Here is a 22,700-nt window from a genome sequence, read left to right on the forward strand (position 1 = left end):
AAGAGGCATCATCTCCGCACCTTAACGGGAAAGGGGAGGTGTTACGATGAATGAGGAGTGGAATGTGGATCAAGGCACTTTGGTTAATGCCTGGCAGGAGCAACTGCCTGAATATCTCAATCCTGGCGATTCGACCATAGTTCAGGCTGATCTTGCCGACCCCTACGGCTTGCGGATACATATCAATGCGGAGGGGCGCCAGGATTACTCTTTTGACTTCCAATGCTCTTATTTGGATCGGCGGGAAGTCAAGGTGGAGCTGGTCGATGTGGAGCGGGAAGGATTGACGGTAAATGAGCAATCCGAGCAGGTTCAGAATCTGACGGAGGATTATGTTCGGCATATTCATGAGTGCGCACAAGCGCTTCATCGGATTACCAATCCATCTTAAGGTACAACAACAGAGCATACAAAGTGCAAAAAGCTGCTCCCCTCGTTTTCGAAGGGAGCAGCTTTTGTTGCCGGCACAGCTTAAACTATTTGCGTGCAAGCGGGGCCAGTTTCTCGGCTTCACGCCCCATTTTCTTCAGCAGCGTAATCATTAACTGCTTCTCATCGTTATCAAGTCCGCTCAGCGCGTAGTCAATCCGCTCGGAAAATTCCGGATACAGCTTGTTCATTAACTCTTTCCCCTTCGGTGTCAGTTCGGCAAATATAACCCGCCGATCCCGTGGACAGGGCTGCCGCTGCAAGAAGCCTGCCGCTTCCAGCTTGTCGATCACATAAGTGACATTGCCGCTCTGCAGCAGCAGTTTGGCTCCGATTTGCTGAATGGGCTGAGGCCCCTTGTAATAGAGAACCTCCATCACGGCAAAGGCTGTCGGATTGAAGCCCTGAATTTTGCTTCCCGTTACGGCATGCTCATTGACACTTTTAAAAGACTTGGAAAATACTCGGTACAAGTGCAGTGATAAATCGGTTCCGCGTTCTTCGGTCTTCAACATCATCATCCCGCCTTAATCTATATTTTACATGCAGTCATAGAAAGTAGAGTCAGATCGCGATTGTTTCACACTTATCATGTTAGGGGATACCCGATTTTTTAAAAATATAATTTATCACAATTTACGGTTTTCATATTTAAAACTTGAACAAAACCCGAAAAGTTCACGTTTTATTCAAATCTCGGGACGAAAAGTGTCCTTTGCCCCGGGTCATACTGCACGGCTAAAGAAGCTCGCTTATGGAACAGGCTAGCAGTTTATTACGTATATACTTCTAGAATAATTAAAAGTGGGAAGGGAGGGGCATATGGATACTTTGCTGGAAGCGGATATAAGCGAAGCGGGATACGAGTTCGGAGATCCTAAAATCAAAGAGGTTAATCTAGCTATCCGCCCCGGGAAGCTTACCGGACTAATCGGGGCGAATGGGGCAGGAAAGAGTACTGTGCTCAAGACTATTCTAGGTATTATTCCGTATGCGGAAGCATCTGTCCGGTTTAAGGCTGGCTGTGAGCAATATGCTTATATTCCCGAACACCCGGTATTTTATGAAAATCTGACCTTGTGGGAGCATCTGGATTTGGCAGCCGCGGTTTACGGAATGGGGCAGTATGAGCTTGAGCTGGAAGGCGAGCGCTTGCTGCGCAGATTTAGGATGACTGAGGTTCGGCATCACTTGCCCGGGGGATTCTCCAAAGGCATGCGACAAAAAATGATGCTGATGATCGGCTTCCTTAACCGTCCTGATATTTATATCATAGATGAGCCGTTTATCGGCCTCGATCCACGTGCGATGAAGGATTTCCTCAGCCTGCTAGAGGAGGAACGGCAGCGTGGAGCGGGAATTCTGATGTCGACGCATATGCTTGATACGGCGGAGCGGATTTGCGATGATTTTGTTCTAATCTCAGAGGGAAGAATCGCTGCGCGGGGAACACTTGGGGAAATACGCTCCGCAGCAGCCATGCCGGAGGCCTCTTTGATTGATTGCTTTGATGTGCTGGCTGAGTAAGGTAAGAGGGAGGGAAGGACATGGCAAGTAAGAAAGGACTTGAAGGTCAAATCAACAGCCATTTCATGAGACGCTGGAAGGATCACATCGGCAAGCAATACGGCGTCATTCGATCGGTAGTGGACTTGGCTGTGCTGCTCTATATTGTCGTTCCAGCCATGTTGGTAATCGGGCGGAGCTATTATGTCTTGTGGGTGAAGGAGCTGCCTGTCTGGCTCATGGAGCTTCCCTACCCCGTCATCCCCATATTGTTATATTCCCTCATTTATTTTGGGGGCGGTTTAATGACCTACCAGGAGAGCGCGGACGCTTTATTTTTGCGCCAGAACGAGCGGTGGAGAAAGGGGATCGTTTGGCGCGGTATCGCGGCAAGCCTGGTGGCTCAAGCACTTGTATGGGGACTGATCGTTCTTTTTCTTTTACCGCTGCTTCTCCGGGTATACGCCATGAACGGTGCCGAAATATGGCTTCTATACGCTGTGGTCACAGGGGTCAAGGCGGTGGCGATGCTGAGCGAGAATATGATAGCCATACATACTGCAAGGTGGAGAATAGTACTGTACCAATCACTGGCTCAGCTTGGTCTAGGAGGGCTGTTTGTTACTTGGGCGTTAACATTACGTCAGAGCTGGAGCGTTTCCTTGCTTATTGCATTGATTTTGTTGCTGACCGTAATCTGGCTAAGCCGAGTGCGGATGCATACAGCCGGGCGATTCGAGGCAGAGATTCGTTTGGAGGAATATCAAAAGACAAGGCTTACGGGGATGGTGCTTTCGGGAGCTGTGAGCAGTCCCCGTAAGGCAAAAGCGCGCCCGTGGATCTTCCGCCGTTCGAACCAATTGTTCAAGAGCCGCAACGCTGAGAATAGAATCGCTGAAGCGAACTTGAAGGCATTCTATCGTGGAAGGGACTTTTCTATTTATATACAATTTATAGGAGTAGGATTAGTTGCAGTAGCGATTCCGCCCTTCCCGGTGAACGCGGTAGTATTCTGTCTACTAACGGCATTGCTGTATTACTGGTTAAATGGATTTCGAAAGCTATTTCTGGAAAGGGATCTCCTGGCTATTCTGCCGATGAGTCCTGTATTGAAGCGTAATTCGGCCAGAGCTTGCAATCGCTTGTTATTGCAGCCCGCAATCCTAATCATTGCCGCCGGATTTGGCGTGTCTATATTTGATGCCATTTGGGGCATAGCGTTGGGAATTGCTGCGGCCTTTGCGTTATACATGCCTTATATTGCGAAAATGCTTCTGCGCTAGAAACGGAAAGCGAGCTAGTCTCGCCTTCCTCGTCCTGCGTTGTGGCCTGCAGTGTAGCCAGTCGCGAAGGCCGCCGTAATATTATAGCCCCCGGTATACCCGTGTACATCCAGTATTTCTCCGCAGAAGAATAAGCCCGGCATGAGCTTGGACTCCATCGACTTCGGATTGATCTCCTTTAAATGCACGCCGCCTCCCGTAACAAAGGCTTCTTCAAAAGGACGCGTTCCACTGACTTGAAGTGTGAAGTTCTTGAGCAATTGAACCCAGGTGAGCCAGCTCTCCTTCGGCAAGTGCTCATAGGTTGTGTCGCCGGGAAGGCTAGCCCGCTCAAACAGCAGGGGAAGCAAACGCTCCGGGATGGTGCCTTTAAACACATTTTTGAGCGCCTTTTTCGGCTCGGCCGCAGCCAACTGGCGCATATCATTTTCCAGGCTGCCTGCCTTCATATCAGGGAACAGGTCAATGGACATAGTGACCTGGGATAGGTTGTGCTTCTTCTTGACGCCGCGGATAAAACCGCTGCAGCGAAGGGCAATCGGGCCGGATAAGCCAAAATGGGTGAAGATCATATCCCCTTGGTGGGCTACGACGGTCTTTCCCTTCGGATCTAGCAGCGACAGCTTCACATTTCGTAGCGAGAGACCTTGCAGATCCCGGTTCGTAATGAAGGGCTCTTTGGAGACGATCGGCGTCTCTGTTGGATAGAGCTCCGTAATCGTGTGGCCTGCCGCCTCGGCCCATGGGTAGCCATCTCCGGTAGAACCGGTGTGCGGCACGGACTTGCCGCCAGTAGCAACAATGACCGCAGAGGCTTTGTAGATTTCCCCGGAAGACAGCCTCACGCCTGCAACACCCCCCTGGTTATAGATGATTTCCTGAACCGGATGATGTATAAGAAGCGTGACGCCAAGCGACTTGGCTTTGCCGATTAAAGCGTTGACCACGGTTTTGGCTTTGTCGGACACGGGGAACATTCTTCCATTATCCTCTTCCTTTAGCGCGATGCCGAGCCCCTCGAAAAACGCAATAATATCGCGATTGCTGAAAAATGAGAAGGCGCTGTGCAGAAATCGTCCTCCTCCAGGAATATACGCGATCAGTTCGTCAATATCCTTCGCATTCGTCACGTTGCAGCGCCCGCCCCCAGAAATTCCGAGCTTGCGTCCGAGCTTGTCCCCCTTGTCCAGAAGAGCTACGGCTGCGCCTTGCTCGGCGGCCGCTATAGAAGCCATTAATCCTGAAGGCCCCCCGCCTATAACGATCACATCGTAATTTTTCATAATATGTTCCTTTCATTTGTACTATTTATACTATTTTCAGATAGAAACGCAGAAAATGATTTCTTTAAACATGAAATATTGTAAAACTTTGTCGGCTGTGATTTAATCGAAATGAGTACAGTATTCTTCCGCCTGAGGAGGGAGAGCTTGGATGCAGTAAAAGAGTTTGTATTCCAGATATTAATTGCTAGTTTGCCAGCATTTCTGTTTCCGTTATTATACGAGAAATGGAGCGGTTTTGGACGTAGGTCAGACGATTCTGCCCCGCAATCAACCTATTCATTCGGGTTGACGGCTATTTGTGCTGCTAGTATGCTGCTTTGCGCCTTGTTCTCCCGAACGTACTCGGATATTATTCCGCTAGAATTCGGGAATATGCCCTTGTTTGCACTAATGCTATACGGCAAACCGCGGACGGGTATCGCAATGGGCATCTTTCGGGTTGCCTTGTTTCCACTTTACGCCGCAGATTACACCATTACCAGTATGATCGTAGAAACCGGATTGTTGTTGTTTCCGTTTATCCTAATGTCTGCCAGGCGCTTCAAAAGGATGCAGCGCCAAGACCAAGCCGTAACTCTGTTTCTCTGGTTTGCCGCCGGTCAAATGGCAATGATGGCCTCTCCATTGTTGTCTGGCAGCCTGCAGCAGGCTCATGTTCCTGTACTCAGCATAGCCATCATCATTCATTTAGCAGCTGCTGCCATAGTGAGCAGCTTGTTCAGCTATTATATGGCGAGCTCTATGGAGAAGGAGCAGCTGCACAAGCAGGTAGCGGAGCTATCGGACAAGTATTTTAGAGAGGCGGATAAATTGCAGCAAATTATGGATGCCGCTCCTTTGAATATCATTTTAATAGACCGGCAGGGCTGCATTTTTTCAGTAAATGACACATTTCTTCAATTATACCGAAATGACCATCCCTCCGCGACCAGGGAGAATTTGATCGGACGGAAGCTGCGCGGAGAATGCGGCGGATTTGATATAGGAATGATCGCTTTGCGTGTCGAGAAGACACTACAGGATGGGGCCAAGACAACGGAGCTGTTGCAGAGAGAGGAAAAAGTGTTTTTTACAAGCACATCCCCAATCGTTAAAGGTCATACCGACGAAGTGCTCGCTGCCGTCATTATCGTGCAGGACATTACCGAGTTGGAGACGCTGCGGATGGAACTGAATCACGTAGAACGGCTCAGCCTTGTCGGCCAAATGGCCGCCGGAATAACGCATGAAATACGCAATCCGATGGCGGTGGTAAGGGGCTTCCTACAGCTGATGCGCGAGAAAAGCGCGAACGATCTTGATCATTATTACCGGATCGTGATGGAGGAGCTTGACCGAGCGAACAGCATTATCAACGATTTCCTGGCCCTGGCGCAAAATCGACTCGTGACGAAGGAGCTATGCAGCTTGCATCATATTATTGAAGAGCTTAAGCCGCTTCTGTGGGCAGATGCCAATTTGCGAGGGCAGAGCATCGAGGTCAAACTGGATGAGCGTGTTCCCTTGTTATATTTGAACGCGAAGGAAATCAAGCAGTTGATTCTTAATTTATCCAGAAATGGCATGGAGGCGATGGGAAAGAAGGGACTGCTCACGTTAATGACCAGCTTGGACGAGGATGGTGTCAAGCTGTATGTCATCGATACGGGGGCCGGCATTTCCGCCACGCAGCAGCAGAAGCTGTTTGCTCCTTTTTATACGACAAAGGTAAAAGGCACGGGTTTAGGTCTTCCGTTATGTCTCAGCATCATGGAACGCCATGGCGGCAAAATAACGGTGAGATCCAAGGAAGGGATTGGCACAACATTTATTTCTGTCTTTCCGGTCGATCCGAGTTCCTTGCAAGCGGGCAACAGATAAATCGCTCGACTTAAAGTTGCTTTCCTCCCTTATGAATGTATAATAAAATATAGCTAAACACAGATGAGAGAAAAGTCACAAATCTGTGTCAATCAGTTGTTTAAGGAGTGAAAGCACATGTCTATGTCATTTGACCAATATATGCGCGATATGGTTCAGCCCATGAGAGATGAACTGACGACGTTGGGAATTCAGGAAATGAGAACGCCGGAGGATGTAGAGGCAAAGCTGCCGGGAGCGAAAGGAACGGCACTTGTTGTCGTGAACTCGGTGTGCGGTTGTGCCGCGGGACAATGCCGTCCAGGCGTAGCCAGAGCGCTGCAGCACGATTTGACACCGGATCACCTCTATACGGTGTTCGCCGGACAAGATAAAGAAGCGACGGCTAAGGCTCGTGAATACTTTGCGCCGTATCCGCCATCCTCTCCTTCGATCGCTCTGCTGAAGGACGGAGAACTGGTTCACTTTATCGAGCGCCATCAAATCGAGGATCGCTCGGCGGAAGAGATTGCTGCTGATTTAACCAGCGCATTTGATCGTTTCTGCCGCTAAGAGCTGTCACCAAACGAAACGCTCCGCTAATCCGGTATTTGCCGATTAGCGGTTTTTTTTGGAATTTATGGCTCGGAAATGATTGTACTTTTTTATACTAACTGTATTTGTTGTATTTACATGATCGACTTTATTGCTGCATGTCCAAATAGTTGGAATTAAGATACATGAAATCCATCTACGCAGCTCCCAGCGCGCAGTGCTTCGCTGCATGATGGCGGTCGGTCGAATGTGCCAGAAGATGTCATCATTAGTAGCATGAAAAGAAAAGAGGGATGGAGCTATGAGCTTGCAGCAGGAGATCATTGAGCGGCTAGGCGTAAAGCCGAGTATTAATGTCGATGAGGAAATTGCGAAGCGTGTCCAATTTTTAAAGGATTATGTCAAGAGCGCAAGAGCCACCGGATTGTTAATCGCGATTAGCGGCGGATTGGACAGCGCTGTAGCCGCAGGACTCTGCAAACGGGCAACGGATGAACTGACCCGGGAAACGGGCATGGAGTATATGACATTAGGTGTGTTTCAGCCCTACGGCGAGCAGGAGGATATAGTACATAGCTATGAGACGGCTAAGGCCTTCGGGTTGGCTCATACGCTGGAGACGAATATCGAGGATACAGTGGATGAAATTGCTCTGGAGGTGGAGCATGGGATGAAGGCCATCGGACAATTCAGGCATTTGAGCGTACCTGGTAAAGGGAATGTGAAGGCCAGGGCACGAATGGTTATGCAGTATGCCCTGTCCTTTGAACTCAATCTGCTCGTTGTTGGAACCGATCATGCTTCAGAATCCATTGCCGGATTTTATACCAAGTGGGGAGATGGCGCAGTGGATCTTATGCCTCTTAGTTCGCTCAACAAACGCCAAATCCGGCAAATCGCAGCTGCGCTTGGCGTACCGGGTAGCATCATTAACAAAGCTCCGACCGCTGGTCTGTGGGCGGGACAGAATGATGAACTAGAAATGGGCGTTAGTTACGAAGATAATAGTGACTATTTAGAGGGCAAGCCCGTTGATCCTGCAATTCAGAAGCGCCTAGAGTCCTATTTTTTGAAAACAGAGCATAAGCGCAGTCCGATTCCACGCATATAACTTGGCGGGCCAAAGGCAGAAGTCCTGCATCCTATAAGGAATACAGGACTTTTTCCATATTTTACGTTGGATACGTCCATATAAAAAATTTATTGAATCTTTCTTTTAGACTGATTCGTATATATAGCTAGAGTGTGGAAAAAAGCGTGGTATATTTTAACAAAACCATATTTGTTTCAAAGAAAAGGGAGGAGTAGAGTTGAAAAATTTATTCACAATATTTACTTCACCAAGGGAGACATTCGAAAGAACAAGGGAAAATAAGCTGGCCTGGATTTTACCTACGATTTTGGCGCTGATCCTTGGTGTTGTTACCATTGCTTTGCAGATGCCTTATTTGATCGAGCTATCCAGACAAACCATGCTGAAAACCGGGGGCTTGACCCCGGAACAGGTAGAACAGGCGGTTGGCCTGACCTCTACGATGAGCTATGCCACCATCATTGCCGGTACTCTCTTTATGATCTTCTTCGTTGCACTTTTATTAATATTGTTGAATTTGATCGTGCGTGGTGAAGGCAAATACCTCCAATTCGTCAATGTGGCCGCTTATGCGAATTTGCCGTCCATCATCGGAGCGCTGTTGACGATTGCGCTGGTGGTTGTAATGGACGCCCGATCCTTGACCGATGTTACGATTAGTCTCGGAGCGTTAGTCCAGGACAAGACGGGAATGATGTTCCGCGTTCTCTCGTTGATTAATCCGTTTACAATTTGGGGGTTATATCTGTATATCGTTGGAACTGCAACTATGATGAAACGCCCAGTGAAGAAGGTCGCGGTTTGGATTGTAGCGGTATGGCTGATTTACTCGTTTATTACAGTTCTATCAGTTCCAGCAATCTGAGTACATAGGATAGGGTGATTATATTGTTTAAGAAAAAGTGGTTTTGGGGCGCCATACTGGGCTTGGGCATTATTGCTTTAGTACTTGCAAATATGACGAATATGAATCGGGCGGTATCTGTAAAGACGACCGAGGTGTTTGAGGGGCTTATCACGGAACAAATCTATACCAGTGGTAAATTGGAAGCAGGAAACAGCACGGATATTTATTCGCCAACCACTGGGGTCGTTGAGAAGGTCGAAGTAAAGCAAGGCGACACGATAAAGCAAGGGCAGGTTCTGATGACGCTGCAGATTGATGACGTCAAAGAACAAATCGAAAAGGAACGCCTAAGCCTCGAAATGATTGAATTGGAGCGCCGCGATGCGAAGAAACAGCATTTCGATATGTTTAAACAGCAGATGACCGAAGATCCTTCGGCGGAAGTGGAGGAGCTTGATTTATCCTCCTTCGATCTCCGGATTCAGAACAGCAAACTAACGATTGCTTCATTAGAAAAAAGGTTGAATAACCGCGTAGTCTATGCTGAAGAAGACGGGGTGTTGACTCAGGTGCTTGTCGATCCCGGGCAAATGATTGCCGAGGGCGGTCAAATCGCCACCGTCGTAGACCTGTCGTCCTACAAAGTCAAAGCGAATCTGAACGAACTGGATGCAGGCAAAGTAAGCGAAGGGTTGCAGGCGATCATTACTGGCGATTCCATTGAGGAAAGTTATGAGGGAAAGGTTTCGTATATGTCCCCGATCGCTATTCTGGCGGATCAGACCTCTAAGGATGCTTCCGTCGAAATGACGGTGGAGTTAAGTCGCACATCTCCAGAGCTTCGTCCTGGATATAATGTAACGATTGAACTGGAAATTCCGGATAAGGAGCGGATGCTACTTCCGCTGGATGCGGTTCAATATGAAGGGGAAATAGCTTTCGTATTCAAAATTCAGGACGGAACCGCAGTAAAAGTCGAAGTGCAGACGGGCAAAGAAAATGAAGAGTACATTGAGATTGTGTCCGGTGTTGCAAAGGGGGAAAGTGTTGTCTCGGAAGGAGCTAATCTGCTCAAGGACGGCGACAAGGTGAAGCTGCCATGATTACCTTAAGGGATATATCGAAAGTATATAAGAATGGCGAACTGGAAGTACAGGCCTTGCAGCCGTTGAATTTAAAGGTGGAGCAGGGAGAATTTGTGGCGATCATGGGCTCATCAGGTTCCGGGAAATCCACACTGATGAATATTATCGGCTGTCTTGATGTGCCTTCTTCCGGGGAGTATGTGTTGGATGGCGAAGAGGTTCATACTTTGGATGAAGAGCAACTGGCTCGTGTACGCAATCAAAAAATCGGCTTTGTCTTCCAAAGCTTCAACCTGCTCGGCAGGCAGACCGTGCTGCAAAATGTGACTCTTCCGATGATGTACGCGGGAATTGGCCGTGAGCAGCGCAATGAACGGGCGCTTGAGCTGCTTAAAAAGGTTGGGCTGGAGGGGCGAGTGAAGCATCGGCCTACCGAGCTCTCGGGGGGACAGCGACAGCGTGTAGCTATAGCAAGGGCTTTGACGATGAATGCTCCGATTCTGCTTGCGGACGAGCCGACAGGAAACCTGGATACGAAATCATCCCATGAAATCATGCAGTTATTCAAGGAGATTCATCAGGAAGGAACGACTATCGTACTGGTTACCCACGAGCCTGATATTGCGGAGAATGCGGATAGAATATTGCTCTTCGGCGATGGGCAAATGCTCAAAGATACGCGCAAAGGAAGTGGAACGACATGAGCATATGGGAGAGTATATGGGTCGCGCTCGACAATTTGCGGCTGAACAAGCTTCGTTCGTTCCTCACGATGATCGGTATCGTATTTGGCGTAGCGGCGGTAGTTACTGTCGTATCGATCGGTCAAGCGGGTCAAAGCTCCATCTTGTCCATCGTATCTGTTTTGGAAGACGGCTATTTTGTCATCTATGAGAACCAAATGGAGAGCAGCGGCAACGGGAAGACGGATTTCCGTCTTCGCGATTTAACGGAGATCCGAAAGTTGGATGGAGTTAAGTATGCATCTTCATCCTTACCGTATTCCATGACGATGAAATACAAAAAAGAGACGCTGCGCTTTACTGTTACGGCTACGACATCTCAATCGAATAAAATGCAGAAGATTGACATAGTTGCCGGGCGCTTTTTCACCTCTCAGGAGGAGCGAGGCCGGCAAAAGGTTATTGTAGTAGACAAGAAATTTGCGGATAAGGTGTACGGCTCTGAGCAATCAGCTGTTGGCCGCAAGTTGGTCCTATCGGACGGAACGTTTCGCATTATCGGCGTGTATAAGCCGCAGGAATCGATTCTGAGCGGGTTTGAAGGGCAGCAATACACGGGCTTCGCCCCGATAACTGCCATACCGGGAGGGAACGAGCGGTTTCAGGCGCTTGAGGTAGTTGCCTCGTCGCCAGAGAATACGAATGAGACCATGCAGATGGTAAAGAAGTGGCTAGCTGATCTGAACAATGTGGATCAAAATGCTTATATGTCTCAAACGGGGAAAGAAGCCGAGGAAATGGTTTCAAGTACCTTCTCGATCTTACAGACCATTATCGGCTCCATTGCGGGCATTTCGCTGCTTGTCGGCGGGATCGGAGTTATGAACATCATGCTGGTCTCGGTCACGGAGCGGACTCGGGAAATCGGGATTCGCAAAGCGATTGGTGCTACGCCGGGTACGATCATGCTGCAATTTATGATTGAAGCGGTGGTGCTGTGCTTTATTGGCGGAACGGTAGGCGCATTGCTAGGACTAGGGGCAGCCTTCCTCTTCTCGAGCATTTCCGGCTGGCCGTTTGTCGTATCTGTATGGGCTATTCTACTGGCATTTGGATTCTCGGCAGCTGTAGGTATTTTCTTCGGACTATACCCGGCCAACAAGGCATCCAAGCTGCATCCGATCGAAGCATTGCGTTATGAATAATGATAGAAGCCGGGCTGTCCGTTCTAACGGATATCCCGGCTTCTTTGTCAATTACTTAATTAAGGATAAGGTCTGATTAATAAACAGCAGACTGGCTTTGAGCGCCTCCTCCAATGGGGCGGTCGTTCCTTGGAAGGGATGGACGGTATTGAACGTATGATTGCCGCCGGGAATATGAATCCAGGGAATATCCGGTCTGATGGACACGAGACTACTTGAACCCTCCCGGAGATGTGCTCCGTCGTTCGAGCCTTGAATCAGGGCGATCTTAAAGGTGGCCGAGGGGATGCGTTTCAGAATATTGTATCGCTCCTGCTGGCGCTCCAAATCCTCCAGAATGGCAACGTCCAGCGGCATTTGTTGTCCTGTCCGCCCATTCATGACGTAGCTTCGTCCGTTCTCGCGCATTTCTTGCTTCTGAGCCTCAGTGAACAGATCAAGGCTCGTCACTCCGTTCCAAGACAGAATGCCGGTTACGTCTTCCTGATGATCGAGGGCATATACAAGGCAGACACCGGCGCCGCGGCTATGACCGAGCAAAAAGAGCGGGAGAGAGCGCAGCTTCTCCTCCCGCCGGAGGTGAGAAATCAATGACTTCAGATCGTTAAGCTCTCGTTCGTATGTATTCACCGCGAATCGTTCGAGCTCCGTGAATTCGAGGGGGTTATGGCCAATGCCATTGTGGGAAAAGTTGAATGTAACCACCTCATGATGCTTGCTTAGCTGTTCAGCAATGTAGGGGAACATGCCCCAGTCCTTAAACCCCTTATACCCGTGAGCGATAATAATAAGGCCAGCCGCTTCATCTCGGGCAGGGAATCTAGTGCAGCGCAGCATATGACCGCCTTCCAGCGGAATATTGAAATCCATCGGCATTTTCAAACGCATCCTTTCGTGACAGGTTTGAGACGGTTAATGATTATTTTGTGTTATTATACCATATTGAATTGGATTCATTGCGAGTCCCAAATAGCCTGCATTTCAAATATTGAATTTGGAGGAGTTTTTTGGTTTCCAGCTTATGCTCGCTTCACCCGAGCTTCACTGCTACAATGTGAATGTGTTAAATTAGGCTGCTTAACTGAAATATGAAAATGTTCTCTTTAACAGTCCTCCTTAAAGGAAGTGATGTTGTTGATATATGGCATTGGTCATGATGTTGTTGAAATAGAACGGATGCGAAAAATCGTAGACGGAGCTGTCGGGGACAGGTTTATGAAGCGCGTGCTGACTCCAGCCGAACGCGAGCTGCCGGGCAGCAAGGCGCGTCCAGCAGAATTTCTGGCCGGACGCTTTGCGGCAAAAGAGGCGATTAGCAAGGCGTTTGGCTGCGGCATAGGAAAGAAGCTAGGCTTCGCCGACATGTCGATATTGCCGGATAAATACGGTAAGCCTCATGTTATTTTGAAGCCGGAAGCATGGCAGAGGTTGGGAATGGCGGCTGGATCGATAGGCTACAGGGTGCATCTCAGCATCACGCATGAACGGCAGCTTGCTTCTGCGTTCGTCGTGGTGGAGAGGATAGAGAGTGTGTAATAAAGGGGAGAGCAATCAAATCATGGAAGAGAAATGGAGCTTGGAAAGCAGAGAGTATTTCAGTACGGAGCTGCTGTTATGGTACGAGCGGTCAAAGAGAGATCTGCCGTGGCGCAGGCATCGTGATCCTTACTATATTTGGATATCGGAAATTATGCTGCAGCAAACTCGCGTGGATACGGTAATTCCATACTTTTATCGGTTTATTGAACGGTTTCCAACGATTTCTAGTCTGGCGGAAGCGCCGGAAGAGGATGTGTTGAAATGCTGGGAAGGGCTCGGTTATTATTCTCGTGCCCGTAATTTGCAGGCTGCTGCCCGCCAGGTGATGGAACGGCACGGGGGAGTGGTACCGAGCGACAAGGCGTCGGTATCGGCGTTGAAGGGCGTGGGCCCTTATACGACGGGAGCCATTCTCAGCATTGCCTTTAACCAGCCGGAGCCGGCTGTGGACGGCAATGTGATGCGCGTTCTGTCGCGCTATTTCTTCATAGAGGAAGATATTATGAAGACAGGAACGCGCATGCTAATGGAAGGGCTCGCGGGAGCGCTGATTCCGGCAGGCCGGGCGGCGGATTTCAATCAGGCTTTAATGGAGCTGGGGGCGCTGGTGTGCACCCCGAAAGCTCCTCAATGCCTGACCTGCCCGGTCATGGCGCATTGCTCGGCGCGGCTGGAGGGCGCTGAGCTTCGCCTGCCGGTGAAGAGCAAGGCGAAGCCGCCGCGTCCCGAGTACAGGCTCGTCGCCCTTGTAGAGGGCGAAGGAGAGCGGGAGGGACGCGTGCTCGTGCGCCGGCGGCCGGACACGGGGCTGCTTGCACGGATGTGGGAGCTGCCCCATGTTCCGGCGGCGGCCAAGCTCGGAGAAGCCACCGAGCTTCCGGACGGTTCGGCGATGAACCATCTGGCGGGGGCGCTGGCCGAAGAGGGCACTTATGTGCGAGCGGAGGGGCCATTCATGACGGCAGAGCATATATTCAGCCATATTCATTGGTATTTGCGCGTCTTTCGTTTTCAGGAAGCAGCGGCTCTGAGCGCATTGGCGGGCTTTGCGGAAATGGCGGTTGCCGAACAGCAGGAAGCTTATCATGAAGGAGAGCGGGCGGAGGAGTACCGCTGGATAACAGCTGAGGATATGAACGACTTGGCCTTTCCTAATGTTTTTATTAAAATTCTTCGCCAATACTTTGCGGAGCAGAAAGTGGAATAACAATAAAAGCAGACCAGGATTTGTTCTTGGCCTGCTTTTTTACGTTTATTTCTTCATGAAGCAGAGTTGGGCTATATTTCCTGCTGCTGATCTGTGTTGAATTTTGTCGTTTTTTCCTATTCAAGCATCCGGTTTTCTACGTCCTTCATGTTGTTCTGCTGATCAGTCTCCCGGTGCTGCGGTTCTACAACTTGTCCCTTCTCCGCTGGCGCATCTTCGCTAACGCTGCGAACGAAGCTGCTGAATTGCGTTTTTTGCTTGTCGGCCTCCTGCTTGGATGTCAGAAGCTCCTGCGGATCATTCGTAAATTGCTTTGACGTGTCGTCGGTCAAGCTAACCCCTCCTTTCAAGGTAATCTATGTTAAGATTACCCGAAGACGTCATTTTCAATCGAAGGAAAAGACTTAATGGAGCCCCGCGCTGACCGCAGAGTATGTTATAATGTATGACAGGCTTCTTTGCCTTGAATTGTTTTGATTACCCCGCTGTTCATTCGCTTCTTAAAATTCTCTTAATAAATTGGAAACAAATGGACTCCATTTAACCATGCGATAACAAATCCTAAATTTGGTAGAACACATCGAATTATGCACTTACATTTCCATTACTAGAATAATTTTTATCGAAAAATAATGTAAACGCTTAATATAAAGCGCTTTCAGAAGAAAAATGGTGTATTTCCCTGATTATTATGGTTTAATGGACAAGTAAGGAGTTTTTCCTCGATTTTTGTCTAGATTTAATTATTCGTTGGATGTTAAAATGGACCGTGTGTTTTACATGAATCTATCAAGCAAAGGAAAAGGGAGATCATAGCATGCGTATTCGTTCCTTCCAGTTGAGTGATGCCAATCAAGTGATGGAGCTTTTGCAAGTCGCCTTATCAGAACAATGCTACGAAGACACTAAGCGGGCTTTTGCCAGACAATTGTCCTGGGATTCGGAGTTGATTATGATTGCAGAAGCCGATGAGGAAGTCGTTGGGGTGTTGATCGGAACGATCGATCAAAATCTTGGCTGCATTTATCGAACGGCAGTTCATCCCGAATACCGTCGTCAAGGGTATGGCAAAAATCTGGTTAACGCTATGGAACAGCGATTCCAGCAGCGCAACATCCGCAGAATTGTGGTAGCTGGCGATGAGCACAATAAAGCCCTCATGCCGCTCTATGAAGCAATGGGATACGGAGCAAGCAAGTTTTTGGAAGCATTCCAGAGCTTAGGTATCGCAGCAGCCCGTTCGCTGTAAGTCTATAAATAAATCCAATGCCGCGCGGCGGATAAATTGGATAATGATCTCGGTGATGAAGAAGCATATCTTCCGTCCGTTGCATTTGGGCGATAGGTATGCTTTTCTATTATTATAGGTACAATCAGGAGAATGTTCGGAAAAGAAGTGAGGTAGAGATGGAAAACTTAGAAGCTGAGAAACGTACTGCCGAAGAGGCAGAGCAGCAGCATATTCAGAATAAGTGGGTTCGTGAGCTGTGGGATTTCTGCAAGACGGCCGGAATTGCATTTATTATTATGCTGCTTCTGAATATGTTCGTATTTAACTTGTCAATGGTCAAGGGTGAATCGATGCAGCCAACGCTAGAAGAGCGGGAGCGGCTTTTTGTAGATAAAATCGTTTATTATTTTGCGTCGCCTCGCAGCGGGGAAATCGTAGTGCTTAAAGATCCCAGCACAGGCCCCGATAAGAAGCATTATCTCGTGAAACGGGTCGTCGCTACGCCGGGAGATACGATAGAGGTGCGGGATCATGTATTGTATGTGAATGGGCAAGCTCTGAACGAGCCTTATACTGATGTGCAAATCGAGGATCGGGATTTTGCAGAGATTCGCCTCGGGGATAACGAATATTTCGTCATGGGCGACAACCGCCATTATGGCCGCAGTAAGGATAGCCGCAGCTTCGGTAGTGTGCAGAAGAAGGATATTGTGGGGCGTGCAGAGTTTGTGTTCTGGCCTATAACAAAAATCAGAGGCTTATAAAATAAGAGGCTTGGAGGATATCTCTTGAAGGAGATTATGATCTACACCGATGGAGCCTGTTCTGGGAATCCGGGGCCCGGGGGATGGGGAGCCGTGCTATTGTATAATGGCCACCGTAAGGAATTGTCGGGCGGCGAACCGATGACGACGAATAACCGCATGGAAATCCAGGCGGTCATTTCGGCTTTGGAGCAATTGAAGGAGCCGTGTCACGTGAAAGTATATAGCGACTCTGCTTATGTTGTGAACTGTTTCAAGCAGGGCTGGATTCGCAACTGGTTGAAACATGGCTGGAAGAACAGTAAAAATCAACCGGTCGAGAATCAGGATCTATGGCAGGAATTATGGCACCTGATGCAGATTCATCAGGTTGAATATATAAAGGTTAAGGGACACAGCGATAATGAGTTAAATAATCACTGCGATTTTTTGGCGAGGGAAGCAATCAAACGAATTTCACGGTAATGCCGGGCAAGCCACTGAATAGCAGGTCTATTACCTCTAGGGGGGATCGGAGATGACGAAAATGCGGCCTATGGCTGAAGGCGGTCAGAACAGTATGAAGCATTGGGCCCAGCTGAAGCAGGAAATCAAGGAAGCCGCTTATTCCATGGGAATCGATGATATTGGATTCGCTTCGGCTGACCCGTTCCTGTCGTTAAAAAATGTGCTTCTGGATCGTCGGGCTAAAGGATATGAATCCGGATTCGAAGAGCCGGATATTAATAAACGGGTATACCCTGAGCTGTCGCTGGAAAGACCGGCATCTTTAATTTCTATAGCAGTCGCCTACCCATCAAAGCTGGAAAATCCGCCAAAATCGGAGCCAGGCATGCGCCGCGGAATATTGGCAAGATCGGCCTGGGGGCAAGATTACCACACCATTCTGCGCGAAGCGATGGCAAGATTGGAGGAGTTTATCATGCAGCGGGTAGAAGGCGCCCGGATCGAAAGCATGGTGGACACGGGAGCTTTGGTCGATCGTGCCGTGGCAGAGCGGGCGGGGATTGGATTTAAGGCAAAAAATTGTATGGTCATTTCACCGAAATGGGGATCGTGGATTTACCTTGGAGAGTTAATCACGAATATTCCCTTCGAGCCGGATGCTCCTGTCACCGAGGATTGCGGAGAATGCACCAAATGTATCGATTCCTGCCCGACGGGGGCTCTTGTCGGCCCTGGCGAACTGAATGCCAAGCGCTGCATTTCTTTTCTGACTCAAACGAAGGGCTTTATTGAGGATGAGTTCATGAGGAAAATAGGCAATCGCCTGTATGGCTGTGATACTTGCCAAATTGTGTGTCCCAAGAACAAGGGCAAGTCATGGAATCATCGGCCGGAGCTGCAGCCGGATCCGGAGACAGTCAAACCGCTGCTTTTGCCCATCCTTGAGCTGAGCAATCGGGAGTTCAAGGAGCGGTTTGGTTCCAGTGCTGCAGCCTGGAGGGGCAAAAAGCCGATTCAGCGAAATGCAGTAATTGCGCTTGGGAACTTCAAAGATCGGGCCTCTATGCCGAAATTAATAGATATCATGCGAAATGATCCAAGGCCGGTCTTAAGGGGGACAGCCGCTTGGGCTTTGAGCCGGATCGGCGGCGAGGAAGCGTATCAAGCGATCATTCGGGCCATCTCTGCCGAGAAGGACGAAGAGGTGCTTGAACGCTTGCATGCTGCGCAAGGTAAGCTGCGGGAGGAAGAAGCAAAGCTGGAGGCTGAGGATTAATATGGAATCGAACGTACAACCGCTTGTATTGCATTATACGGAAATGGACTCGCCCATTGGCATACTGACCCTTTGCGCGAGCGATAAGGGGCTGTGTCATATTGAATTCGGCTCATTTGCGGATAAAGCAGACTATCTAAGAAAATGGGCGGATCGTTACTATCCGGGAGCAGGCTATATAAGCGCTGATAAGCCGCTGGTATTAGCGGTCGCTCAGCTTGGCGATTACTTCGCCGGGACACGTCGAAGCTTCGATCTTGCCTTGGATTTTCGAGGGACGGAGTTTCAGCGTAAAGTATGGGGAGCCTTGCTTGATATTCCCTACGGTGCAGTTGTCTCCTATAAGTCAATCGCCGAGAGCATCGGGCAGCCTAAAGCGGTTCGCGCTGTCGGCGGAGCCAACAATAAAAATCCGCTGCCGATTATTGTCCCCTGTCATCGCGTGATAGGCTCCGGAGGAGCGCTTGTCGGATATGGCGGAGGATTGTCCATCAAAGAGAGCCTGCTCTCTTTGGAGCGACGCAATTATGATAGTACATTGACATAAGGCGATATGGATCGCCAAGGGGGATTAATTCATGAGATTCATGAGTATTGAGGATATCGAACCGGGGCAGTACCTTGGCAAAACGGTGTATTCTTCTAATGGAACGGTGCTACTGTCGGCTGGAATCCAGCTTACGGTCTACATGATTAATACGTTGAAGCGTATTGGCGTCACTATGCTCTACATCAAGGATCCCAATTTCGAGGATATCGAGCTGGAAGAGGTGCTTAGTGATTCCACGAAAGAAATCATTTTCAAAGACATGAGCCATACGCTGGAGGCGGTAAGATCCGGCAAGGATTGGAGTACGAAAAAGGTCAGTGTCAGCGTAGAGGCGTTGCTGGAGGACATACTGAATCACCGGGGCGTATTGCTTCAGCTAACGGACATTCGAACGACCGATAATGATGACTATCTTCATGCGGTAAATGTATGCTTATTATCCTCGATGATCGGCCTCAATATGGGGCTGAATTATTCCCAGCTCAAGGATTTGGCAATCGGCGCTTTGCTCCATGACATTGGCAAGGCGAATCCACTGCCGGAAGGGGCATCGGAAAATGAATTGGACTATCATCACACATGGAGAGGATTCGAGGTACTGAAGAATAAGCGCGAGTTTAACCTGCTGATCGCTCATACCGCTCTTCAACATCATGAAAGCTTAAATGGCAGCGGGCTGCCTCGCGGACTAGACAGTGAAAGCATTCATCTGTTTCCCAAAATTGTAGCTGTGGCAAATAAGTACGATAATCTGATTGGCGGCGGTGGGGGCAATGCCGAACGCCCGCTGCTTCCACATGAGGCATGCGAGCAATTGATGGCATCATCCGAACATGAGCTAGATCATGAAGTGTTGGTCGAGTTTACTAGAATCATCTCGGTATATCCGAACGGGACTTCAGTCCGCCTCTCGACGAAGGAGACAGGCGTCGTTGTGCGGCAGCACAGAGGCTTGCCGGGGCGCCCGGTCATTCGCGTCATTCGAGGCTCAGGAGATGAGCTGGATGTGAAGGAAATAGATCTCGCTGTGGAGACGACGACATTCATCGAAGCGGTATTGGCTTAAATTTAAGAATTTAATTTGCTAGGTATGTGAGGGAAATGATATTATAGCTTGAGGTACTCAAGCATACCACAACAAGAATGAAACAATTGATCACAATACAGGGGTGGCTAAACCATGAATTATGTAGTTCCTATTATTACACTGATCGTCGGCTTGATTGGCGGCTTCTTCATTGGCGTATTCTACTTGCGCCAGCAATTGACGAAGATGCAGAATGATCCACAAATGCTGCAGAAGATGGCTAAGCAAATGGGCTATAATTTGAATGGGCAGCAAATGCAGCGCGCCCAACAAATGATGAAGAAGCAAGGAGTGTCTCAGCCGCAAGGCCGTCGTAAGAAAAAATAATAGGTTTCATATTTTAGCAAAACAACACACTCTGCTCCCTATCTAGGGAGAACAGGAAGGAGGAGGCGCGAGTGGCAGGCGTCAAAGATTATGTAAATACCCAGGTTGGAGCCAACCGGGAGAAGATAGAACACCACGTTCGTGAAATCTTGAAGCTGATTGGCGAGGATGTTGAGCGGGAAGGTCTTATCGATACACCGGCTCGGGTAGCTCGGATGTATGAAGAAATATATGGCGGTTACGAGGTGGATCCTCGCGATGTGCTTGGAGTTACGTTCGAAGAGAACCATGAAGAGCTTGTTATTGTGAAGGATATTGTGTATTACAGTCAATGCGAGCACCACACGGCCCCTTTTTTCGGCAAAGTGCATATCGGCTATATCCCCAGCGGCAGAATCGCTGGTCTGAGCAAGTTAGCTCGTTTGGTAGAAGCAATCACTCGCAGATTGCAGGTGCAGGAACGCATTACGTCGCAGATTGCCGACATTATGGACGAGGTTCTTAAACCACAAGGCGTCATGGTCGTTGTGGAAGGAGAGCATCTCTGCATGTGTGCCCGCGGCATCAAGAAGCCGGGAAGCAAGACCGTAACCTCGGCCGTGCGGGGGACGTTCCGTACAGATGCTGCGTCCAGAGCAGAGTTTTTGTCGCTGATTAAGGAATAGTGACTCCTACGCTCAAAACCCGAAAATACACGCCTTTATGGCGTGTTTTTTTATTTAATCTTAAATTTTTTAATCAACCCATTAATGCTATTCCATTAATCCTCGAATCTGTTTGGCGCCTGTTCGCCTATTGAGGAAAATCCGCTGAATCGAGGCGAGAAAGGGAATTGTTGCTCCTGTTCATGAAGCACGATGATTTACATCTTCACTGCATCAATGCACTTGAGCTTTAAAACATAGCCTTGCAATGTTGATCCGGGGTGTAATACAATGCTTCTAATTAACAAACACCATATGTTCAAACAAGCGATGATGGAAAGAGTAAGCGAAAGAACGTTCCTGACAGGAAAGGGCTGCCACCGACTGAGAGCACCCGGGCGAAGGTTCTCCGCTGAAGTTCATTCCGGAGCTGGTAGGCTGATAAGCTGCATGCTTCGTGCAGATGGTAGGTTTACCCGTAACCCTTGCGTTAAGAGGCTCAAGTGAGATGTGCTTGCTTATTTCGGCATATCTAATAAGGGTGGTACCACGACTCCTCGTCCCTTTCCGGGCTGGGGGTCTTTTTGTTTTTATAAACCAGAAAAAAATGTGAGGGAGAGATTTCAGATGAGTCAAGGGCGTTTGGAGCAATTAAGATCGGAGCTCGATTCCGTTAATCTTCAGCTGTTGGAGCTGTTGTCGGAGCGGGCGCGGATCGCCCAGGAGATCGGTCAGGAGAAGCAAAAGCAGGGAGTTCCTGATTTTGATCCGGTACGCGAGAAAAAAATGCTGGATGCTCTGGTGGAGCATAATCAAGGTCCTTTCGATAATGAAACAGTCCGTCATTTATTCAAACAGATTTTTCAGGCATCGTTGAAGCTGCAGCAGGTCGACCATAAGAAGCATTTGCTGGTCAGCCGGAAGAAGAAGCAGGAAGATACGCTGGTTCAACTGGGCAGCACGGTGATCGGAGGCGGCACACCGGTGATGATTGCAGGGCCATGCTCGGTTGAAAGCTACGAACAAGTGCGCCAGGTTGCAGCTGCCCTGAAGGAAGCGGGCATGACGGTCATGCGCGGCGGTGCGTTTAAACCGAGAACATCGCCTTACGATTTTCAGGGCTTGGGTGTGGAGGGCCTGAAAATTCTGAAGGACGTGGCATCCGAATTCGGGCTGAAGACGATTAGTGAAATCGTGGATCCAGCGCATGTTGAGCTTGCGTGCGAATACATTGACGTTATTCAGATCGGCGCACGGAATATGCAGAACTTCGAGTTGTTAAAAGCGGCGGGCAACGTTCGGACGCCGGTATTGTTGAAGCGTGGTCTTGCGGCTACGATCGATGAGTTCGTGCACGCTGCCGAATACATCGTTTCCCGCGGCAATACACAGGTGATGCTGATTGAACGCGGCATACGGACGTATGAGAAGGCTACGAGAAACACCTTGGACATCTCGGCGGTGCCGATTCTGAAACAAGAAACGCATCTTCCTGTGCTAGTGGATGTAACGCATTCTACAGGGCGCAAAGACATCCTGGCCCCTTGTGCCAGAGCGGCTCTAGCTGCGGGCGCAGACGGTGTCATGGTTGAGGTGCACCCCGATCCGTCAACAGCGCTCTCCGATGCGGCCCAGCAGCTTAATATTCCGGAATTCCATGATTTCCTGGCAAACGTGAAGAAGTCGGGATTGCTATAGAAAATGTAGTTTCAACATTCTTTAAAAAAAAGATTCGCATCGTACAGGATAGATGCTTAATGGCTATGGTTCAACCCTGCCTCTAAACGTAGAGGTGGGGTTTATTTTTTTAGATAGTT

At 49.0% G+C, this 22,700-nt stretch carries 23 protein-coding genes and 1 pseudogene; 20 read left to right on the plus strand and 4 right to left on the minus strand.

Annotated features, from left to right (window positions below):
• Positions 1–46: 46 nt before the first annotated feature.
• Positions 47–391 carry a hypothetical protein gene (locus CZ379_RS03640; protein ID WP_110930361.1) on the plus strand — a complete coding sequence of 115 codons (345 nt, stop codon included), beginning with the start codon at positions 47–49 and terminating at the stop codon, positions 389–391.
• An 85-nt stretch (positions 392–476) separates the two neighbouring features.
• Here CZ379_RS03640 and CZ379_RS03645 read toward each other — a convergent pair whose 3' ends face one another.
• Positions 477–944 (minus strand): MarR family winged helix-turn-helix transcriptional regulator, encoded by a 468-nt coding sequence (locus tag CZ379_RS03645; RefSeq protein WP_110930362.1) that lies wholly within the window; start codon positions 942–944, stop codon positions 477–479.
• A gap of 307 nt (positions 945–1,251) precedes the next feature.
• Here CZ379_RS03645 and CZ379_RS03650 point away from each other — a divergent pair, with 307 nt between their 5' ends.
• Both CZ379_RS03650 and CZ379_RS03655 read left to right on the plus strand, forming a co-directional pair.
• A complete protein-coding gene (locus tag CZ379_RS03650; RefSeq protein ID WP_110930363.1) occupies positions 1,252–1,956 on the plus strand; it encodes an ABC transporter ATP-binding protein in 705 nt (234 codons plus the stop codon).
• A gap of 20 nt (positions 1,957–1,976) precedes the next feature.
• Positions 1,977–3,218 carry an ABC transporter permease gene (locus tag CZ379_RS03655; protein ID WP_110930364.1) on the plus strand — a complete coding sequence of 414 codons (1,242 nt, stop codon included), beginning with the start codon at positions 1,977–1,979 and terminating at the stop codon, positions 3,216–3,218.
• A 14-nt stretch (positions 3,219–3,232) separates the two neighbouring features.
• Here CZ379_RS03655 and CZ379_RS03660 read toward each other — a convergent pair whose 3' ends face one another.
• The gene (locus tag CZ379_RS03660; RefSeq protein WP_110930365.1) at positions 3,233–4,501 is read right to left on the minus strand and encodes a BaiN/RdsA family NAD(P)/FAD-dependent oxidoreductase; all 1,269 of its coding nucleotides are present in this window, start codon (positions 4,499–4,501) and stop codon (positions 3,233–3,235) included.
• 147 nt (positions 4,502–4,648) lie between these two features.
• Between CZ379_RS03660 and CZ379_RS03665 the strand changes: the two genes are divergently transcribed.
• From CZ379_RS03665 to CZ379_RS03695, 7 genes are all read left to right on the plus strand, one after another.
• On the plus strand, positions 4,649–6,364 hold the full coding sequence (locus tag CZ379_RS03665; RefSeq protein ID WP_110930366.1) for an ATP-binding protein: 1,716 nt from the start codon (positions 4,649–4,651) through the stop codon (positions 6,362–6,364).
• A gap of 117 nt (positions 6,365–6,481) precedes the next feature.
• Complete coding sequence (locus CZ379_RS03670; protein WP_110930367.1) at positions 6,482–6,916, plus strand: BrxA/BrxB family bacilliredoxin; 435 nt, start codon at positions 6,482–6,484, stop codon at positions 6,914–6,916.
• Positions 6,917–7,199: 283 nt separating this feature from the next.
• Positions 7,200–8,009, plus strand: a complete 810-nt coding sequence (gene nadE / locus CZ379_RS03675; protein WP_110930368.1) for an ammonia-dependent NAD(+) synthetase — start codon at positions 7,200–7,202, stop codon at positions 8,007–8,009.
• 199 nt (positions 8,010–8,208) lie between these two features.
• Positions 8,209–8,856 (plus strand): YIP1 family protein, encoded by a 648-nt coding sequence (locus tag CZ379_RS03680; RefSeq protein ID WP_110930369.1) that lies wholly within the window; start codon positions 8,209–8,211, stop codon positions 8,854–8,856.
• A gap of 14 nt (positions 8,857–8,870) precedes the next feature.
• Positions 8,871–9,941, plus strand: a complete 1,071-nt coding sequence (locus tag CZ379_RS03685) for an efflux RND transporter periplasmic adaptor subunit (protein WP_234404795.1) — start codon at positions 8,871–8,873, stop codon at positions 9,939–9,941.
• The gene (locus tag CZ379_RS03690; protein WP_110930371.1) at positions 9,938–10,627 is read left to right on the plus strand and encodes an ABC transporter ATP-binding protein; all 690 of its coding nucleotides are present in this window, start codon (positions 9,938–9,940) and stop codon (positions 10,625–10,627) included. The genes CZ379_RS03685 and CZ379_RS03690 overlap by 4 nt, the downstream gene beginning before the upstream one ends.
• Positions 10,624–11,811, plus strand: coding sequence for an ABC transporter permease (locus CZ379_RS03695; RefSeq protein WP_110930372.1), 1,188 nt, complete (start codon positions 10,624–10,626; stop codon positions 11,809–11,811). Before CZ379_RS03690 ends, CZ379_RS03695 begins: the two co-directional genes overlap by 4 nt.
• Before the next feature lie 51 nt (positions 11,812–11,862).
• Here CZ379_RS03695 and CZ379_RS03700 read toward each other — a convergent pair whose 3' ends face one another.
• Positions 11,863–12,687 carry an alpha/beta fold hydrolase gene (locus CZ379_RS03700; protein WP_110930373.1) on the minus strand — a complete coding sequence of 275 codons (825 nt, stop codon included), beginning with the start codon at positions 12,685–12,687 and terminating at the stop codon, positions 11,863–11,865.
• 258 nt (positions 12,688–12,945) lie between these two features.
• Here CZ379_RS03700 and acpS point away from each other — a divergent pair, with 258 nt between their 5' ends.
• Both acpS and mutY read left to right on the plus strand, forming a co-directional pair.
• Positions 12,946–13,347: a holo-ACP synthase gene (gene acpS, locus CZ379_RS03705; RefSeq protein WP_110930374.1), complete on the plus strand. Its 402-nt coding sequence runs from the start codon at positions 12,946–12,948 to the stop codon at positions 13,345–13,347.
• 22 nt (positions 13,348–13,369) lie between these two features.
• Positions 13,370–14,557, plus strand: coding sequence for an A/G-specific adenine glycosylase (gene mutY, locus CZ379_RS03710; protein WP_110930483.1), 1,188 nt, complete (start codon positions 13,370–13,372; stop codon positions 14,555–14,557).
• 116 nt (positions 14,558–14,673) lie between these two features.
• On the opposite strand, the gene CZ379_RS03715 is transcribed toward mutY, so the two are convergent.
• Positions 14,674–14,889, minus strand: a complete 216-nt coding sequence (locus tag CZ379_RS03715) for a hypothetical protein (protein WP_110930375.1) — start codon at positions 14,887–14,889, stop codon at positions 14,674–14,676.
• A 485-nt stretch (positions 14,890–15,374) separates the two neighbouring features.
• On the opposite strand from CZ379_RS03715, the gene CZ379_RS03720 reads away from it, so the two are divergent.
• The 8 genes and pseudogenes from CZ379_RS03720 (at position 15,375) to CZ379_RS03760 (ending at position 22,581) form a co-directional block, all read left to right on the plus strand.
• Complete coding sequence (locus tag CZ379_RS03720; protein ID WP_110930376.1) at positions 15,375–15,806, plus strand: GNAT family N-acetyltransferase; 432 nt, start codon at positions 15,375–15,377, stop codon at positions 15,804–15,806.
• A 158-nt stretch (positions 15,807–15,964) separates the two neighbouring features.
• A complete protein-coding gene (gene lepB, locus CZ379_RS03725) occupies positions 15,965–16,552 on the plus strand; it encodes a signal peptidase I (protein WP_110930377.1) in 588 nt (195 codons plus the stop codon).
• Between the two features lie 24 nt (positions 16,553–16,576).
• Positions 16,577–17,017: a ribonuclease HI gene (rnhA, locus tag CZ379_RS03730; RefSeq protein ID WP_110930378.1), complete on the plus strand. Its 441-nt coding sequence runs from the start codon at positions 16,577–16,579 to the stop codon at positions 17,015–17,017.
• Between the two features lie 61 nt (positions 17,018–17,078).
• Positions 17,079–18,822: pseudogene (queG, locus tag CZ379_RS03735) on the plus strand (tRNA epoxyqueuosine(34) reductase QueG).
• 31 nt (positions 18,823–18,853) lie between these two features.
• Complete coding sequence (locus CZ379_RS03745) at positions 18,854–19,891, plus strand: HD-GYP domain-containing protein (protein ID WP_110930380.1); 1,038 nt, start codon at positions 18,854–18,856, stop codon at positions 19,889–19,891.
• Between the two features lie 114 nt (positions 19,892–20,005).
• A complete protein-coding gene (locus CZ379_RS03750; protein ID WP_110930381.1) occupies positions 20,006–20,239 on the plus strand; it encodes a YneF family protein in 234 nt (77 codons plus the stop codon).
• Between the two features lie 71 nt (positions 20,240–20,310).
• Positions 20,311–20,904 (plus strand): GTP cyclohydrolase I FolE, encoded by a 594-nt coding sequence (gene folE, locus CZ379_RS03755; RefSeq protein ID WP_110930382.1) that lies wholly within the window; start codon positions 20,311–20,313, stop codon positions 20,902–20,904.
• Positions 20,905–21,510: 606 nt separating this feature from the next.
• Positions 21,511–22,581: a bifunctional 3-deoxy-7-phosphoheptulonate synthase/chorismate mutase gene (locus tag CZ379_RS03760; protein WP_110930383.1), complete on the plus strand. Its 1,071-nt coding sequence runs from the start codon at positions 21,511–21,513 to the stop codon at positions 22,579–22,581.
• Positions 22,582–22,700: the final 119 nt, after the last annotated feature.

The sequence above is a fragment of the Paenibacillus bouchesdurhonensis genome, assembly GCF_900155685.1.
GTDB classification, from domain to species: Bacteria; Bacillota; Bacilli; order Paenibacillales; family Paenibacillaceae; genus Fontibacillus; species Fontibacillus bouchesdurhonensis.